The sequence below is a fragment of the Pseudoalteromonas shioyasakiensis genome (assembly GCF_024518675.1).
In the GTDB taxonomy this organism is placed as follows: domain Bacteria; phylum Pseudomonadota; class Gammaproteobacteria; order Enterobacterales; family Alteromonadaceae; genus Pseudoalteromonas; species Pseudoalteromonas shioyasakiensis_B.
The window spans coordinates 672,447-689,107 of record NZ_JANIGL010000002.1; the positions used below are offsets into that span (position 1 = coordinate 672,447).

15 protein-coding genes are annotated in these 16,661 nt (G+C 39.9%); 7 read left to right on the forward strand and 8 right to left on the reverse strand.

The annotated features are described in order from the left end of the window. Positions 1–9 precede the first annotated feature (9 nt). The 7 genes from NQT69_RS08940 to NQT69_RS08970 are packed head-to-tail and all read right to left on the reverse strand — an operon-like array spanning position 10 to position 7,409. The gene (locus NQT69_RS08940) at positions 10–1,104 is read right to left on the reverse strand and encodes a PQQ-dependent sugar dehydrogenase (protein WP_256827311.1); all 1,095 of its coding nucleotides are present in this window, start codon (positions 1,102–1,104) and stop codon (positions 10–12) included. Continuing rightward, positions 1,097–2,986 carry a tetratricopeptide repeat-containing diguanylate cyclase gene (locus tag NQT69_RS08945; protein WP_256827312.1) on the reverse strand — a complete coding sequence of 630 codons (1,890 nt, stop codon included), beginning with the start codon at positions 2,984–2,986 and terminating at the stop codon, positions 1,097–1,099. Before NQT69_RS08945 ends, NQT69_RS08940 begins: the two co-directional genes overlap by 8 nt. Before the next feature lie 47 nt (positions 2,987–3,033). After that, the gene (gene parE, locus NQT69_RS08950) at positions 3,034–4,923 is read right to left on the reverse strand and encodes a DNA topoisomerase IV subunit B (protein ID WP_256827313.1); all 1,890 of its coding nucleotides are present in this window, start codon (positions 4,921–4,923) and stop codon (positions 3,034–3,036) included. Between the two features lie 33 nt (positions 4,924–4,956). Then, entirely contained in the window at positions 4,957–5,517 is a 561-nt protein-coding gene (locus NQT69_RS08955) for a YqiA/YcfP family alpha/beta fold hydrolase (protein WP_256827314.1), read from the reverse strand. Further along, a complete protein-coding gene (locus tag NQT69_RS08960) occupies positions 5,502–6,293 on the reverse strand; it encodes a metallophosphoesterase (protein ID WP_256827315.1) in 792 nt (263 codons plus the stop codon). The genes NQT69_RS08955 and NQT69_RS08960 overlap by 16 nt, the downstream gene beginning before the upstream one ends. Next, the gene (locus NQT69_RS08965) at positions 6,280–6,738 is read right to left on the reverse strand and encodes a DUF1249 domain-containing protein (RefSeq protein WP_256827316.1); all 459 of its coding nucleotides are present in this window, start codon (positions 6,736–6,738) and stop codon (positions 6,280–6,282) included. The genes NQT69_RS08960 and NQT69_RS08965 overlap by 14 nt, the downstream gene beginning before the upstream one ends. Before the next feature lie 50 nt (positions 6,739–6,788). Continuing rightward, a complete protein-coding gene (locus NQT69_RS08970) occupies positions 6,789–7,409 on the reverse strand; it encodes an NUDIX domain-containing protein (RefSeq protein WP_256827317.1) in 621 nt (206 codons plus the stop codon). 155 nt (positions 7,410–7,564) lie between these two features. On the opposite strand from NQT69_RS08970, the gene tolC reads away from it, so the two are divergent. From tolC to NQT69_RS08985, 3 genes are all read left to right on the forward strand, one after another. Beyond that, positions 7,565–8,905: an outer membrane channel protein TolC gene (gene tolC / locus NQT69_RS08975; RefSeq protein ID WP_256827318.1), complete on the forward strand. Its 1,341-nt coding sequence runs from the start codon at positions 7,565–7,567 to the stop codon at positions 8,903–8,905. Between the two features lie 101 nt (positions 8,906–9,006). Then, positions 9,007–9,933, forward strand: coding sequence for an LpxL/LpxP family Kdo(2)-lipid IV(A) lauroyl/palmitoleoyl acyltransferase (gene lpxL / locus NQT69_RS08980; protein ID WP_256827319.1), 927 nt, complete (start codon positions 9,007–9,009; stop codon positions 9,931–9,933). A 60-nt stretch (positions 9,934–9,993) separates the two neighbouring features. Beyond that, entirely contained in the window at positions 9,994–10,566 is a 573-nt protein-coding gene (locus NQT69_RS08985; protein WP_256827320.1) for a TcpQ domain-containing protein, read from the forward strand. On the opposite strand, the gene glnE is transcribed toward NQT69_RS08985, so the two are convergent. Further along, positions 10,563–13,361 (reverse strand): bifunctional [glutamate--ammonia ligase]-adenylyl-L-tyrosine phosphorylase/[glutamate--ammonia-ligase] adenylyltransferase, encoded by a 2,799-nt coding sequence (gene glnE, locus NQT69_RS08990; protein WP_256827321.1) that lies wholly within the window; start codon positions 13,359–13,361, stop codon positions 10,563–10,565. The genes NQT69_RS08985 and glnE overlap by 4 nt on opposite strands. 69 nt (positions 13,362–13,430) lie before the next feature. On the opposite strand from glnE, the gene NQT69_RS08995 reads away from it, so the two are divergent. From NQT69_RS08995 to gshB, 4 genes are all read left to right on the forward strand, one after another. Beyond that, entirely contained in the window at positions 13,431–14,324 is an 894-nt protein-coding gene (locus NQT69_RS08995; RefSeq protein ID WP_256827322.1) for a DUF350 domain-containing protein, read from the forward strand. A gap of 30 nt (positions 14,325–14,354) precedes the next feature. Then, positions 14,355–14,828, forward strand: a complete 474-nt coding sequence (locus NQT69_RS09000) for a hypothetical protein (RefSeq protein WP_256827323.1) — start codon at positions 14,355–14,357, stop codon at positions 14,826–14,828. 82 nt (positions 14,829–14,910) lie between these two features. Then, positions 14,911–15,645: a 16S rRNA (uracil(1498)-N(3))-methyltransferase gene (gene rsmE, locus NQT69_RS09005; protein WP_256827324.1), complete on the forward strand. Its 735-nt coding sequence runs from the start codon at positions 14,911–14,913 to the stop codon at positions 15,643–15,645. Positions 15,646–15,698: 53 nt separating this feature from the next. Then, positions 15,699–16,652: a glutathione synthase gene (gshB, locus tag NQT69_RS09010; protein ID WP_256827325.1), complete on the forward strand. Its 954-nt coding sequence runs from the start codon at positions 15,699–15,701 to the stop codon at positions 16,650–16,652. The last annotated feature ends 9 nt before the right edge of the window (positions 16,653–16,661 follow it).

Here is a 16,661-nt window from a genome sequence, read left to right on the forward strand (position 1 = left end):
AAAGCCTACCTAATTTTTTTTATAGCTTACACGGTAGATCACATTGGCGTAATCATCAGAGATCAATAAGCTGCCATCGGCAAGTTCTGCAAACGCAACCGGCCGACCCAATGTTTCTTCGTTTTTCATAAAGCCCGTTATAAACGGCGTGTACTTTATCACACGTCCTTGCTCAATAGTGGCGACAGCCACTTTATATCCTGACTTTTTACTACGATTCCATGATCCATGCTCAGCAACAAACAGTTGCTGTTTATAGTTTGCAGGAAATTGCTTACCGTTATAAAAATGAATACCCAATGGAGCGACGTGAGCGCCTAACGCTAATGCCGGTGCGCTGTAATCTGCGGTGCTTTTCCCCTTACCAAACTCAGGGTCTAAAATAGCGCCAGCATGAACATAAGGAAAACCAAAATGCTCACCCTCACGGGTTAAACGGTTTAACTCATCCGGTGGTATATCATCCCCCATCATATCGCGACCATTATCACTAAACCACATTGTTTCTGTGCTTGGGTGAAAATCAAAGCCAACTGAATTGCGAACACCTTTGGCAAGTGTGGTGAGCTGTTTAGTTTTCACATCAAGGGCAAAGATTCGACCAAAACGTTCATCTTCGCCGCAGATATTACAAGGAACACCAACCGGAATAATTAGCTCTCCTGTTGGAGCAAAACGCAAAAACTTCCAACCATGGTGACGCTCTGTTGGTAATGCATCATACACAACCTCGTATTTTGGTGCTTTGAGATGTTTATCTATGTCTCTAAAGCGAATAATACGGTGCACTTCACCAACGTATAAGTCATTATCTTTAATCGCAAGACCTGAGGGCATAGTTAAGCCACTGGCAACCAAAATTTGTTTGTCAGCAACGCCATCACTATTATGATCAATTAACGCATAAACATTGCCAGCTTTACGCGAGCCTACATAAACAATGCCTTTTTTAGACACCGCAAGTTGCCGCGCATTTTCAACATTATCAGCAAAAACACTTACCTTAAAGCCTTCCACAACACTCAGCTGTTTGAGTATCTCATTGGCAAAAGCCGGTGTGCTTAGCAATCCGAGCGTAAGAATCGATACTAGTAATTTATTCATAAATTTCTACTCTATTTCGGCCATTTTCTTTAGCAGTATATAAGGCTTTGTCTGCTTGCTTTAGTAAATCTTTAAATGTGTTCGTTTGTGTACTTTTTTGCGTCACCCCTAAACTAGCTGTGACTTTAATGATATGTTGTTCACTGTTTATTTGCGCTTTTTCAATCGCACTTTTAATTCGATAAGCTATTTCTGTCGCCTCAACTTGATCCGTATCAACCAATACAACTAGAAACTCTTCACCACCAATACGCCCTAAGAAATCATGTTCACGAATAGCCTGCTGGGCCACGGTAACAATGGTTTTTAGCACGAGATCACCTGCAGGGTGTCCGTAATTGTCATTCACTTTTTTAAAGTGGTCTAAGTCAAAACTGATTAGTGCAAATCGATTACAACCTGGTTTTAGTTCTAACCATTGTTGCTCAGCAAAATCCATCACTTTTCGTCTATTTGCCACGCCTGTTAAATAATCAGTGTTAGCGAGTACAGTAAACTTCCGTTTCAATCGATACTGTCGCCATGCAAAAATAAGTAACACCAACGCTAACATTAATACGCTAAATATCAGGCTATGGTGTAACGCTTGTTCTTGCTTTATTTCTAGCAAAGCAAACTCATTAAGTTCTTTATCTTTTTCTAGCAACTGCTTCTCTAACTCCAATTTTTTAACATCAAACTGGGCTTTACTCTGAGACCGAAACAGCTCTCGTATATAATTATAATGTTGCTCATTAAGCGTAATATATGATTGATATTCCTGAGTGGCTCGTTCAAAATCGCTTTTTTTTATAGATATTTTCGCTTTTAATTTTTTTAACCGTAGTAACAAAGTGACCGTATTTTCAGCTGGGACATTACTCAAAATCTTATTGATTTTCGCAACTGTTTGGCTGGCTTGTTCAAGTTTTAATTGCGTTAATTCAATCTCAGCTTGAATTAATAAATGGTCTATCTTCTTATAGACATCTTCAATACCGGCCACAAACTGATTACTTAAATTTAAAAACTTAACACTTTGTTCAATATTACCTAATTGTAAATACGCTTGTGTGAGAGTGATATATGCATAATAGTTAAATTTTGGGCTGGATGAATCTGACTTTGCATTAATCTTTAAAATTTGCTCAGCATTAAAAATAACGTCTGAATTACGTGAAAGTTTTAAATAAATTTTAGCTAGATGATAATAAGAAACCATCATATCAAACGATAAGTTTTTACTACTAAAATAAGACAGTGCTTTTTTTTGCAGTTCAATTGCTTTATCAAAATCATATAAAGCTTCATAAGATTGTGACATTGTAGATTCGATATAAGCAAGCTGAAGGTCATCGCCACTTTGAAGAAATACTTTGTAGGCTTTATAATAATAATTTTTCGCTTTACTCTCGTTGTGATTACTAACATGGTAGTTAGCAAAAGCAGCGTATAGATTACCTTTCGTCTTATCATCTAACAGCGGTATTTTTTCTTTAGCTTTTTCTAATTCAGCTAAAGCTAACTTATACTCCCCTTGCAGCAAATATATATCTGATTTTACAATAAAATAGCTAACTGCTGAAGTCTCATCAAGTAACTCATGGTGCTCTTGTATTTGTTTAACTAATACAAGCGCTTTATTCATATCACTATTAAGTAGATAGTTTTCAGCAAGCATGACTTGTAACTTAATACGTTGAACCTCAGTTAACGTTAATGAGTTATCCTTTAGTATTTTATTAAGATATGTAACAGCAAGAGTTGGGCTCTCAATGCTTTTCTCTTCGGCAATTGCCAGCCTTTTCTCTAACCATTGCTGCTCAACTGAAGTATTCGCATTAGCTGCGCTAAAAAACACTGCTAATACGAAGCTAAAAAAATAGCGGTTTAGAAAAGCCATTAACAAAGCCTACCAAGTTGAGGGTGCATAAGTTACTTCCTTTGTAGTTATACTTGAGCGCGGTTCCCGTGATCTTCTAACCACTGACGGCGATCAGAAGAACGCTTTTTAGCAAGCAACATATCCATCATTTCAATGGTGTGCTGCTCCTCATCTAATGTTAATTGCACTAAGCGACGGGTATTAGGATCCATCGTCGTTTCACGCAACTGCAACGGATTCATTTCACCCAACCCTTTGAATCGTTGTACGTTTACTTTACCGCGTTTTTTCTCAGCCTCTATGCGAGCCAAAATACCTGACTTTTCATCTTCATCAAGTGCGTAGTAAACGTCTTTACCAATATCGATTCTAAATAACGGTGGCATAGCCACATAAACATGCCCTTCTTTTACCAAGGTAGGAAAGTGGCGAACAAACAAGGCACATAATAAGGTAGCAATGTGTAAACCATCCGAGTCAGCATCCGCTAAAATACAAATTTTATTATAGCGAAGACCGGATAAATCATTAGAGTCAGGGTCTATTCCCAACGCAACAGAAATATCATGCACTTCTTGAGAAGCGAGTATTTGCCCTGACTCAACTTCCCATGTATTTAAGATTTTACCGCGCAGTGGCATGATAGCCTGAAAATCTCTATCACGGGCTTGCTTAGCAGAGCCCCCAGCAGAATCACCTTCCACTAAAAACAGCTCGGTACGATCATTATCAGCGGCGCTACAATCTGTTAATTTACCTGGTAATGCAGGCCCTGCAGTTACTCTTTTACGTACAACTTTTTTAGCAGCTCGAAGACGACGCTGCGCGTTAGAAATACACAGTTCAGATAAAAGCTCTGCAATTTCAGTGTGCTCATTTAACCATAAACTAAACGCATCTTTTACCACCCCCGAGACAAAAGCAGAGCAAGAGCGAGAGGAAAGTTTCTCTTTCGTTTGTCCTGCGAATTGGGGGTCTTGCATTTTTACTGATAACACGTAGCTACAACGCTCCCAAATATCATCAGGGGTTAATTTTACGCCTCGTGGTAGTAGGTTTCTAAATTCACAAAATTCGCGCATTGCTTCTAATAAGCCTTGGCGTAAACCATTTACATGGGTACCACCTTGCGCTGTTGGTATTAAGTTAACGTAGCTTTCAGCTATAGATTCACCGCCTTCTGGTAACCAAACAACAGCCCAATCAGCGCCTTCAGTCGAGCTTGAAAACTCCCCTGTAAAGGGTTCTTTGGGCAGTACTTCATAACCTTTAACGGCTTCATTTAAATAGTCACGTAAGCCAGTTTCGTAGTACCACTCTTGCGTTTCTTTAGTTTGTTTATTGATAAACTTAATGCGTAAACCAGGGCACAATACCGCTTTGGCTTTTAATAGATGATGCAACTTAGTCAGTGAGAAATTAGCGGAATCAAAATAGCTAGCATCTGGCCAAAAACGTACCGTGGTGCCGGTATTACGTTTGCCAACAGTACCAATAACATTTAAGTCTTCAACTTTATCGCCATTTTCAAACGCCATCATAAATTGCTGGGCATCTCGGCGTACCAATACTTCCACCCGGGTTGATAATGCATTTACAACTGAAATACCCACACCATGAAGGCCACCTGAGAATTGATAGTTTTTATTTGAAAACTTACCACCGGCATGTAACTTTGTAAAAATCAACTCCACCCCTGGAATGCCTTCTTCTGGGTGGATATCAATTGGCATGCCACGACCGTCATCGCTTACTTCTAGCGAGTTATCTTCATGGAGTATGACGTCAATTTTACTAGCATGTCCGGCCATAGCCTCATCGACACTATTATCGATAACTTCTTGGCCTAAATGATTTGGCCGCGTAGTATCAGTGTACATACCTGGGCGGCGTTTTACTGGTTCTAAACCATTTAAGACTTCAATGGCTTCGGCGTTATAATTTTGCTGACTCATAGTTTTTATCTTTTTTATGCGCTTAGCTAAGTTTTACGTGATTTTAAGAAAATCCACAATGTTTGCAAAGGTGCTTTCTACGTTTTTAAAGCTGTGATCGCCACCAAACTCAATATGCTGTTTGCACTGTGAATAATATTTAACTGCCTGTTCAAAGCCGAGAACTTCATCTGCTGTTTGCTGTAACAAATACAGTAAAGAAGGACAAGTTAACTCTGTTATAAACAGCGATTTTAACGCACTAATATGACTTTCATTTAGCTCGTAGTGGCTATCCTGATAAGGGTTATAATTAGGGCCTAAAAATGAATTCAATAATAAAAAAGGCTTCACTGCAGGGTTAATCACCACTGCACGAAGCTGATATTTTTGCGATAAATACGTGGCATAAAAGCCACCTAGCGAGCTACCAACTAACACAGTATCAGGCGTTAATAGCTGCTCTAACTGAATAATTGCATGTAAAGGCTCATGATTTAAACGCGGCACCAAATATTCAACGTCATAGTTTGCCATATACTCACCAAAGCGCACAGCTTTATATGATTTTTCGCTACTATTAAAACCATGAATATAAATTACTCGCTTAGCCATACTAGTTCCGTTTCACACTCAAGCATATTTGTCGCCGCCCTTTGCGATAAAGTAATTAATCGATACGCAGGGCCTAAATTTTGTTGTTGCCAATCAGGAGTATGCTTTGTAAATTGAACTGAACTTGCTGGTGTTGCAATAACTTGGATGTTTCGATAGTTATGTTCGTAAGCATTATGTACATGGCCATGAAACAACCAACTAACACAATGACTATTATTAAGTGTATTGAGCAGCTGCGGGCCATTTTCTAACATGTGTTTATCTAAATAGCCATTAATTGGTAATGGGTTATGATGACAAAAAGCCACTGTAGGCCGCTGAGTTTCTGCTAGGCATTGGCTTATCTCAATTAAATGCTGCTCACTCACCCAACCTGCCGGAGTGGCCCCTTTTGAGTTTAATAAAACCACCTCAAAATTTGCCGTGTGCAAACGCTTTGCATTTGAAATTTGCCCATTACCAAGCTCGGTGAGTAACGCTATATCGTCGTGATTCCCAGGCGTCCAAAACACCGGACAGGTCAAAGACGATTCCGCAATCAATTGGGCAAACAAGGCATACGATTGTGTACTGTGATCCTGCGTTAAATCACCACCAAAAATAACGGCATCGAGGTTTTTTACCGCAATATCGGATAAGCAGGCTAAAAAATGTTCTGCTGTGTTAACCCCAAAATATTCACCATCGCGCTTTGCAAATAAGTGGCAATCCGTGACATGGGCCAATTTTAAAGTATCACTATCAAACTCAACACTTTGCTTAAACCAAGCCATTATTAACATCCCAATTAAGCACAGCACGGCCATTTTCCACACAGGCGACTAACCAATCATATAAAAAAGCATTCAGCTGATACTTTTCATCTTTTTGATGCATTAAAGGATTTGGGTAACCATAGGAAGGTTTTATTCTTTGGTGGTAATCATGGTGAACAATTTCAGCGACGTTTGCATCATGATACAAACGTACAGTTAAAAACAATGGGGTCATTCCTTTAATCACGCCTGATAACTGCGTGATCGAAATATCCGTAGTGTATTTTGCACAGCCATCAATGTTAATTTCAAATTGATGATTACCTAGTTGTACGTGCCGTTTTTGATCAACCGATTTATTGCTCGGTAAAAGCTTTATTGCGCGCACATAATTATGCTCACACAAAGTAAGGTACTTAGGTAGGCTTTGAATATACCGTTGTTTCACTGCTATTGCTGTCAAGTTACCGCCATAAGGTTAAGGGTTAAAGGTAGTCGATGAATGCTAGGGCTTCACTTTTTTATTATACGATCACGATTCAATGCTAACCACTGTAATGAAATCACAGTTGCTGCATTATCTATTTCTCCACTGTTTAAGCGCTCTAAAGCATCAGCAACATCGATGACGTGTGTTTTAATATCTTCCCCTTCTGTTTCAAGACCAAATATCCCACTCGTATGTTTACTTAAATCTGTTTTTGCTAAATAAAGATACAGTCGTTCAGTGGTGCCGCCAGGACTTGATAAATACGATAACATATACTCAAGTTGCTGTAATTCAAGTCCCGCCTCTTCAAACGCTTCACGCCTAACAACAGCTTCATAATCAGTGCTACCATCGGTCATGCCAGCAATACATTCTAGCAACCAAGGAGACTGTTTACTGCGCATGGCCCCTATACGTATTTGCTCAATGAGTAATACTTGATCAGTAATAGGGTCATACGGTAATACCGCAACCGCATCACCACGCTCTAAAATTTCACGTTTGATGGTCTGCGACTTTCCGCCAGCAAACAAAGCATGTTCAAATTGATATAGGTTGATTTTAAAAAAGCCACTGTATAAATTTTCAATCGGTGCAACGTCAACATCATCGTTACTAAATTGAGCAATTACTTTGTTAGTCATTTATTTTCCTAATTGGTTACTTAACTCAAAAGGTTTGCGGTTTATTATATTCTGTTACACTTGTTTGCGCTGTTTTACACAAAATTTTTTTTGTTATTTGACAAAACAGGTTACCATGCTTTTAGTACGCAAACTGTCTAAGGACTGAACATCTAATGAAAAAGAACATTCTTGCTGCGCTGATTGGCTTATCATGCGCATTAACTGCTACAGCTTCAAATGCTGAAGATTTATTACAAGTATACGAAATAGCCACTGCCAATGATCCAACGGTTTTAAAAGCAAAAGCACAAGCTGACGCACAAGCTTACAACAGTGACCGTGCATTAAGCGCCCTACTGCCACAAATTGGCTTTTCAATGGGTTACGATAAAACTGATAGCACGACCTATGAAGGCACAGACCCGCTGGGCTATGCAAAAATAGATGGTGACACGGATACATTTAGCCGTGGTCTAAGCTTAAGCCAGACTCTTTTTGATTTAGGTGCGTGGAACTCTTTAGATATTGCTGATAAACAAGCTTTACAAGCAAAAGCACAGTATGATTTTGCTCAACAAGATCTAATTGTCCGAGTTGCTGAAGGCTACTTCAACGTGTTAAGCGCTATTGATAATCTTGAGTTTGTGCAATCAGAAAAACGCGCAATTGAGCGTCAATTAGAGCAAACAAAACAACGATATGCCGTGGGCCTGACTGCAATTACTGATGTACACGAAGCACAGGCACAATACGATAACTCTGTAGCCCAAGAAATCGTGGCTAAAAATGGCGTTGAAACCGCCCGCGAACAGCTTCGTGAAATCACCGGTAAATATCACGCTAAGCTAGATACGCTAGACACGCAAACGTTTTCTACAGTAAAGCCAAGTAAACAATCAACCGATTATGTGAAGCTTGCAGAGCAAAATAACTTAAACTTACAAGTTGCTAAAGTCACAGTTGATATTGCTAAAGATCAGATTGATCTAGCGCAATCAGGGCACTATCCAACCCTCACGTTAAATGCAACTTATGGCGATTCATTAACGGATTATAATAGCAACACAATGAAGCCTCGTGGCGATAGTGCAACTGTTGGTCTTGATTTCAGTGTGCCTATTTACACCGGTGGCGCAACTACCGCAGCGACTGATCAAGCTCGCGCATTTTATGTTGCAGCCAGTGAAGATTTAGAATCATCACTTCGTGGCGTGACTCGCTCAGTAATCATTTCTTACAACCAAGTGGTATCTGATATTGCGACTTTTAAAGCTTTAGAGCAAGCGGTTGTTTCGGCAGAAAGTGCATTAAAAGCTACTGAAGCTGGGTTTGAAGTTGGTACTCGTACCATCGTTGATGTGCTGATCAGCACCCAAAATCTTTATAACGCCAAAAGTAATTTAGCCAATGTACGTTACCGCTATGTGGTTTCAACATTACGCTTAAAACAAGCTGCTGGTACCTTAACAAGTGAAGATTTGATTGCAATTAATCAAGGTTTAAAAGCTATTTAAGCTTTGTTATCATCCTTTTAAAAGCCAGCCTCGTGCTGGCTTTTTTGTGTTTTTAAACACATACAGTTAAACTACTTCTTTTATTTGTTGAGATGTTTTTTGTGGTTAACTCCTCTCCTTTCAAGCTGTCTTTTTTAGGCCCTCGTTATTGGCTAACCTGGGTTGGTGTGTTTTTTTTGTATGTGATCTCATGGCTCCCTCACAAGCTCCAGTTAACCATGGGCAAATACTTAGGCCGATTAGTGCATCGCTTTATGAAAAAGCGTCGCCATATTGCCGAAGTGAATATTAAACTCTGCTTTCCTGACATGCCTAAACAAGAGCAGCAGCAACTGGTGTTGGAGAATATGGAAAATACCGGCATAGCTATGATGGAAACGGGCATGGCCTGGTGGTGGCCGCAATGGCGGGTAAACAAAGTATTCGGCTCTATAAAAGGGTTAGAACATTTAGAGCAAATTCAGCAGTCGGGGAAAGGAGTGCTACTGTTAGCCCCCCATATTTTACACCTCGAAATGGCAAGTCGGGTGATGGGGATAAAACACCAAGGTATTGGTTTTTATCGTCCGCACAATAATCCATTAATGGAGTACTTTACCACCAATGGCCGATTACGCTCTAATGAGTACTTAATTGCTAAACGCGATATCAAAGGGTTATTGCAAGCGTTAAAAAATAAAAAAGTTTGCTACTATCTACCAGATCAAGATTATGGCCGCAAACGTTGTGAATTCGTGCCTTTCTTTGCGGTAGAGCAAGCAGCGACAACAACAGGAACCTTATTATTTGCAGCCAGTAAAAACTGCGAAGTAGTCAGTTTCGCCAGTCACAGGGACAAAGACGGTAAATACCACCTAGAGGTATTCCCTATGTTAGAGGATTTTCCTAGTGGCAATGATAAACTAGATGTAACACGTGTAAATCAGCGGATGGAACAAGCAGTAAAAATAGCGCCTGAGCAATACATGTGGTTACATAGGCGTTTTAAAACACGCCCTGACGAAAATGCACCGTCTTACTACAAGTAGTGGGTGACTTTCGTTATTTAATATGATTTTATAAACAAACATCAAACAAGAGTATGAGTCATGTGGTTTTGGGTTAAGCACTTATCACTAGCCGTTATATTAATAGTCGCCGCCATCTATTTTTTATTTGGCCGTGGTCCAATTATGGATATGAAAGAAACAAAAAATGCAGCTGCACAAGGGTTATCACGTTTTTATTCGGCATTGCGTAATCAGGTAAACAAAAGTAATGAGCGGGATAAATATGTTTTAAAACTACCAAAACCTGAACTAAATATTGATGCTGCTTTAATTGAGCGAGCTCGGGTGGTTGAACCCTCATCGCCAAACTGGACCGGTGAATTTATACCACGGCGCTTTAAAAATGGCTCAACCCTGAAAAAAACCATGTCTGAATACGCCCACAATGAAGACATTGTACTGTATTGGTATTTAAGTAAAGATTACGTAGTAAAAGACCATTTTCGGGTTGATAGCAACTTTAACTCAACTTTGTACCAAGTCGGCCGTGCTATCAATGATGACTTTGAGAATGAGGTCTATACCTTTTTTTGCTTTAAACAAAGAGCAGCGGTGATAACCGAACTGCCCTCTGAATATGTACGCGAAAACTGCCGTCGTTTAAAAAGTTAACTTGTTAATGCAAAAATATCCTGCCAAGCAGCAATCACCAAGCGAATATGCTGTTCCAGCTCTTCGCGACTAACGCAGCGTCCTTGCTGATTTAAACTCAACACATGATAGCGTGAGCGATATTCTATATAAGCTGCAATCATATCTTGCTTCACTTGTTTATTAATGCAACCTAACCTAGCCGCATCAGTCAAGATCCTTACATTGTCTGAATAGGTAGTTAATTGAGAAAAGGTATGGGCATTTTTAAGAACAAGATACTGCGTAATAAATTCAATGTCGGCCATACCGCCAGCATCTTGCTTTAAATCAAATTGCGCCTCGTTACCCTTAGCCAAATGATTACGCATTTTTTCGCGCATCTTGATAACATCCTCTTTTAGAACCGCGTAATCACGTTGCATAGATAGAATTTCTAATCTAATTTCAGCAAAGCGCTGTTGTAACTCCACTTGGCCTAAAATCATACGAGAGCGTACGAGTGCCTGATGCTCCCATGTCCATGCTTGTGTTAGTTGGTAATGATGAAAGCTTTCTAAGTTGATGGCCATCAGCCCAGAGGCACCTTCAGGCCTTAACCTTGTATCAAGTTCATATAAAATGCCCGATGCTGTGCGGGTATTAAATAAATGCATCAGCCGCTGTGCTAATTTTAAATAAAACTGTCTAGAAGATATGCTTTTTTCACCATTGGTTTGGCTGGTGCCGTCATGGTTATGAACAAACACTAAATCTAGATCAGAATCATAACCCACTTCAAAGCCACCGGTTTTACCGTAGGCAATAACACCAAATCCCTTATTTTCGTCATCAGTATTTGGGGGACTACCAAATCGCGACACCATCTGCTGCCAAGCGATGTTTACTGCTTGATCGACAATAGCTTCAGCAAGTGCAGTTAAGTGATCGCTAACTTTCATTACATCCAACACACCTGTTGCATCTGCGGCAGCGATACGTAACTGATGAGTTTGTTTAAACTGGCGCAGCGCTTCCATTTGCTGCTCTAAATCTTCATTATCTATACGTAAGAAGTACTGCCTTATTTCATCTTTATAGGCAGTTAATAAGGTTGGCTTATAAAGTACTGCAGGGTCAATAAGCTCATCGAGTAAAATTGGATAACGAGAGATATGCTCGCCAATCCACTTACTGTGACAACACAAGGTCACTAATTGTTTTAGTGCTCCAGGGTTTTCATACAACAGCTCTAAGTACGCTGTGCGCGAGATAATTTTATTCAGCACCTGACTTATCATTGTAAAAACGGCACCTGAGGCATTACATTGTGAGAGCTGTTTGAGTAGTAACGGCATCAATTTATCAAGAATATCGCGACCACGTAAGCCGATTTTAGCTTTCGCCAAGTGCGCTTTAAAATCACTTAAAGGCTGCTGCCAGTCATCATTCGGGTCAGTTAATAAACTAACATCATTATGCTCCCAAGCACTGACAAACGCACTTTCGCACGGATCCTCGGGCTCATTTTCATAGCCTATCACTAACTCAAACTCGCTGTGAACAGATGCCATTACCGTATTAATTTCACTTAAGGTCTGGGCAAAATCAGTTTGCGCTAACAGAAAATTTAAACGCTGTTGGTTTAGCTCGTCATCAGGCAATGTTTGTGTTTGTTGATCATCAAAAATTTGTAGGTACTGCTCTACTTTACGCAGAAACAAATAATTACTTTGTAGTAGTTGCGCTTCCTCTGAAGCGATTACATTAGTGGCACTAAGCTGTGCAAGAGCTTTAAGCAATGACTGCGTTTGCAAATTAGCTTCACGTCCGCCACGCACCATTTGTAATGCCTGCACAACAAACTCCACTTCTCGGATGCCACCTGCGCCGAGCTTAATATTATTGGTTAAGCGTTTACGTCTTACTTCTTGGGCGATCATCTGCTTCATTTTACGCAGCGATTCTATCACTGAAAAGTCAATATAGCGGCGATACACAAAGGGTTTTAACAATTGGTAAAACTCTTCACTATATTGGGTTTGCTCGCCAATTAAGCGGCCTTTGAGCATAGCATAACGCTCCCACTCTCGACCTTGCTCTTGGTAATAATCTTCTATTGCGGTAAAGCTCATCACTAAAGGGCCACTTTCACCAAAAGGTCGAAGCCGCATATCCACCCTAAACACTTGCCCATCTGCGGTGTTTTGGTTCAGTGAAGCAATCAATTTTTGCGCAACTTTAGTATAAAATACTTGTGCTTCGAGTGAGCGTCTGCCACCTTGGGTTTTTACACTTTGCGGATAGGCAAATATTAAATCGATATCAGAAGAATAATTAAGTTCTTTGCCACCAAGCTTGCCCATACCCAATACTAGCATCTGCATTACATTGCCATGCTCATCAATTGGCTCCCCATTCACTTTAGCCACCTGTGCAAACGCCCAGCGGTTTGCAGCGTCAATAAGTTTGTCTGCCAACAGAGAAATATAGTTGATGCTATCCGCTATTTCGTTGTTACAACATAAGTCTAAAAAAGCGACCTTAAGCCAATAGCGTTCTCTGTATTGGCGCAGTATTTGATAGCCCTCTGCCTCATCGACATTAGCAAGGTCGTAACCAACAAACGGACAAGGGCAATCACGTTGTAACATTTCAGACTCTGATATTAATACTTCAATGAGCTCAGGTTGCGACTCCAAACAACGCCATGCAAATTCACTCAAGCCAAGTAATTTTATAATTTGCTCATTAACAGAGCGCTCAGGAAATAATTCATTAAAGCGTTCCATACCAAGGGCATGTATTTGGGAGGGGAGTTGTTGGAGCTGGCTCATTAAATACTCTCTTTTATATCAGCAGTAATCATACTAGAATAAAATTATTAATTATTATCTAGGTTCAACATGTCATATTTGTCTTTATCTAACACTAGTTTAGTCGCGATTGCCATCTGTTTTGCGGTTATTTGCTTAACTGTAATAGGCTTACGAGGACTAAATCATTTCAAGGCTAAACAAGCTTTGAAAGAAGAGCTAGCCCAACATGACAATTTTGCCATGGGGATCAGCTTTGCATCTGAGATAAGTGTGGTGGTGGCAACCATTGCTTTTTTATTTGATGAAATAAGCATTAGTGCAGCTCAATCTAATCCATTAAAAGTCATCACTTTAATTGTCTTATTGTTTAGCTTTATTAAGGTAGGCCATTTAATCCACCGTAAATGGATTTTACATAGGTTTAATGAAGAGGCCGCCATCTTAAAGCAAAATGTCTGTGCAGCCTTGGTCGATTCGGGCATGTTGATTGCAAACTGTATCATTAGTTTAGGTCTATATAACTGGTCCCATACCCAAGGATTCAGCAGCTTGCTCATTGCGTTTGTTAGTTTCTTTTTATTACAAGGTATCTTTGCTTTAGACAGTAAATTGCGTGAATACCGCTTTGCTAGAGCCAATCAAGGAGCTTCACTACAGAGTAATTTTAACTTAGAAAATACCTCTATAGGGATTCGCTACGCAGGTAAATCAATAGGTTTAGCGTTAGCTATTTATGCAGGGCTGGCCAGTGCTATTTTTCATAATGGTAAAATGGTCGAAAATTTATTCACATTAGCTTTACATTGCGGCACGATGTGGTTATTACTGTATATATTAACGACCATTATCAAGTACATTTCACTACCCAATATAGATACAGCACTTGAAATTGACCATCAAGATAACATTGGTATTGCCTGTATCGAATTTGCTGTTTTTTGTGTTATAGGCTATTTACTTATTAGTATGTTTTCAATTTAGATATTGAAAATACCAAAAACGTGGGGCCGCATGCCGTTTAAAGTAAACAACTATCTATTGATCGATAATGACAGTGAGTTCAGCCGACAATTCACTGAACACTACTTCGGTCAAGCTGATACCGAAAACCCCAGCACTTTAGTTATTGCTGGCATTAATACGCGCCAGCTTGTCAAATTGATGTTCGATGAACTGATAAAAGATTATTGTTATTGTGACTTTAATAACGAAATTAGTGTCTCTGAGTTAGCGAGTTATTTACACGAACATCACGATATTGCCGGTGTATTATTTAACCAGACTGATTATCTATTAGCAGATGACAAACAACGCTTTATTTTTAATTCCCTGCACAGTGTGCGCTTTTTAGTAAGTGAAGTTGATGGCGGCTATCACTTTGAGCCGGTTACTGAACAAGCACAAAATAACCACCTATCATGCCAAACCGATATCGCTGAAACACCACAAAACCTAGAAGCATTAAACGAAAAACTAAATAGTTAAAGCTCAGTTCTGCTAATAATATTTGCACCCAAGCAGCGCCTTACTTAAGATAGCGCTATTAGCTATCTATATTAAGGCCACCATGCGCATTCCTCATATTTATCAAGCAAGTGATATCGTACTTTCCACCCCTGTCAGCTTAGACGATGACGCTGCCGGGCACATTGGCCGGGTTTTACGTATGAAGGTCGGTGAGCAAATTTCATTATTTAATGGCCAAGGTGGCGAATACTTATGTGAGCTTATTGAAGTTGGTAAAAAATCCGTTGTCGCTATGCCCCTTGAGTTTAACAACATAGATGTTGAATCTCCTCTAAGTATTCATTTAGGGCAAGGTATATCGCGCGGCGATAAAATGGACTTTACCATTCAAAAGTCTGTCGAGTTAGGGATCACCGAAATCACCCCTATTTTCAGTAAACGTTGTGGTGTAAAGCTCAGTGCTGAGCGTTTAGCAAAGAAACACCAGCAATGGCAAAAAATAGCCATTTCTGCAGCAGAACAATCAGGCCGTAATCGTATTACCACCATCCACCCTCCTATTGATATAAAAGAGTGGCTAGAGCAACACAGTGATGAAATTAAGCTCACCCTACACCCTCGTGCTGAGCACTCAATTAAAACGATTACCGTACCACACAGTGGTGTACGCTTTTTAGTTGGACCTGAAGGGGGTTTTACCGACGAAGAGATTGCACAAACTAAACAACAAAATTTTACTGATATTCGCATCGGGCCACGTGTACTGCGAACTGAAACCGCAGCTTTAACGGTCTTAAGTGCATTACAACTGCAATTTGGTGATTTAGCTAATTGAAATTACTAAAAGCACCCTCATATCTATTGCAACATATTAAGTAAGGCAACGACATGGCAATTAAGTTAGGTATAATTTCAGATCCTATCAGCGGATTTAACATCAAAAAAGACACAGGCTTTGCAATGATGATGCAAGCTCAAAGTCGTGGCTATGAAATTTATTACATGGAAATGGATGATTTATCGCTACGTAAAGGCAAAGCCTTTGCAACTGCTGCTAAAGCACGCGTTTTTGATGATGAAAGCCACTGGTACGAACTTGAACAAAAAACCACCATTGCACTTGCTGATTTAGACGTCATTTTAATGCGTAAAGATCCTCCGTTTGACACTGAATATATCTACGCCACTTATATTTTAGAACGTGCCGAGCTGGAAGGCACATTAATCGTCAATAAACCACAAAGCTTGCGTGATGCTAACGAAAAGCTCTTTACTGCGTGGTTTAGTGAACATACACCAGATACCTTGGTGACCCGAGATAAAAACCAAATAAAAGCGTTTCTTGCCCAGCACCAAGATATTATTCTCAAACCATTAGATGGTATGGGTGGCGCATCTATTTTTAGGGTAACGCAAAACGATGCCAACATAGGTGTTATTTGTGAAACGCTTACTGAACATGGCAGCCGTTTTGCCATGGCGCAAAACTATATCCCAGAGATCAAACAGGGCGATAAGCGCGTATTAGTGGTTGATGGCGAGGTTATTCCATATTGTTTAGCGCGTATTCCACAAAATGGTGAAACCCGGGGCAACCTAGCCGCTGGCGGTCGTGGTGAAGCTCGCCCGATCAGTGATTCGGATCTAAAAATAGCCCAAGCAGTTGCACCAACATTAAAAGCAAAAGGCTTGATTTTTGTTGGGCTAGACATAATTGGCGATAAACTAACAGAAATAAACGTCACGGCACCAACTTGCGTCAAAGAGATTGAAGCTGCCTACGATATTTCAATCACAGGTATCTTATTTGATGCGATAGAGAGAAAACTGAGCCATACTTAATTTTCAACA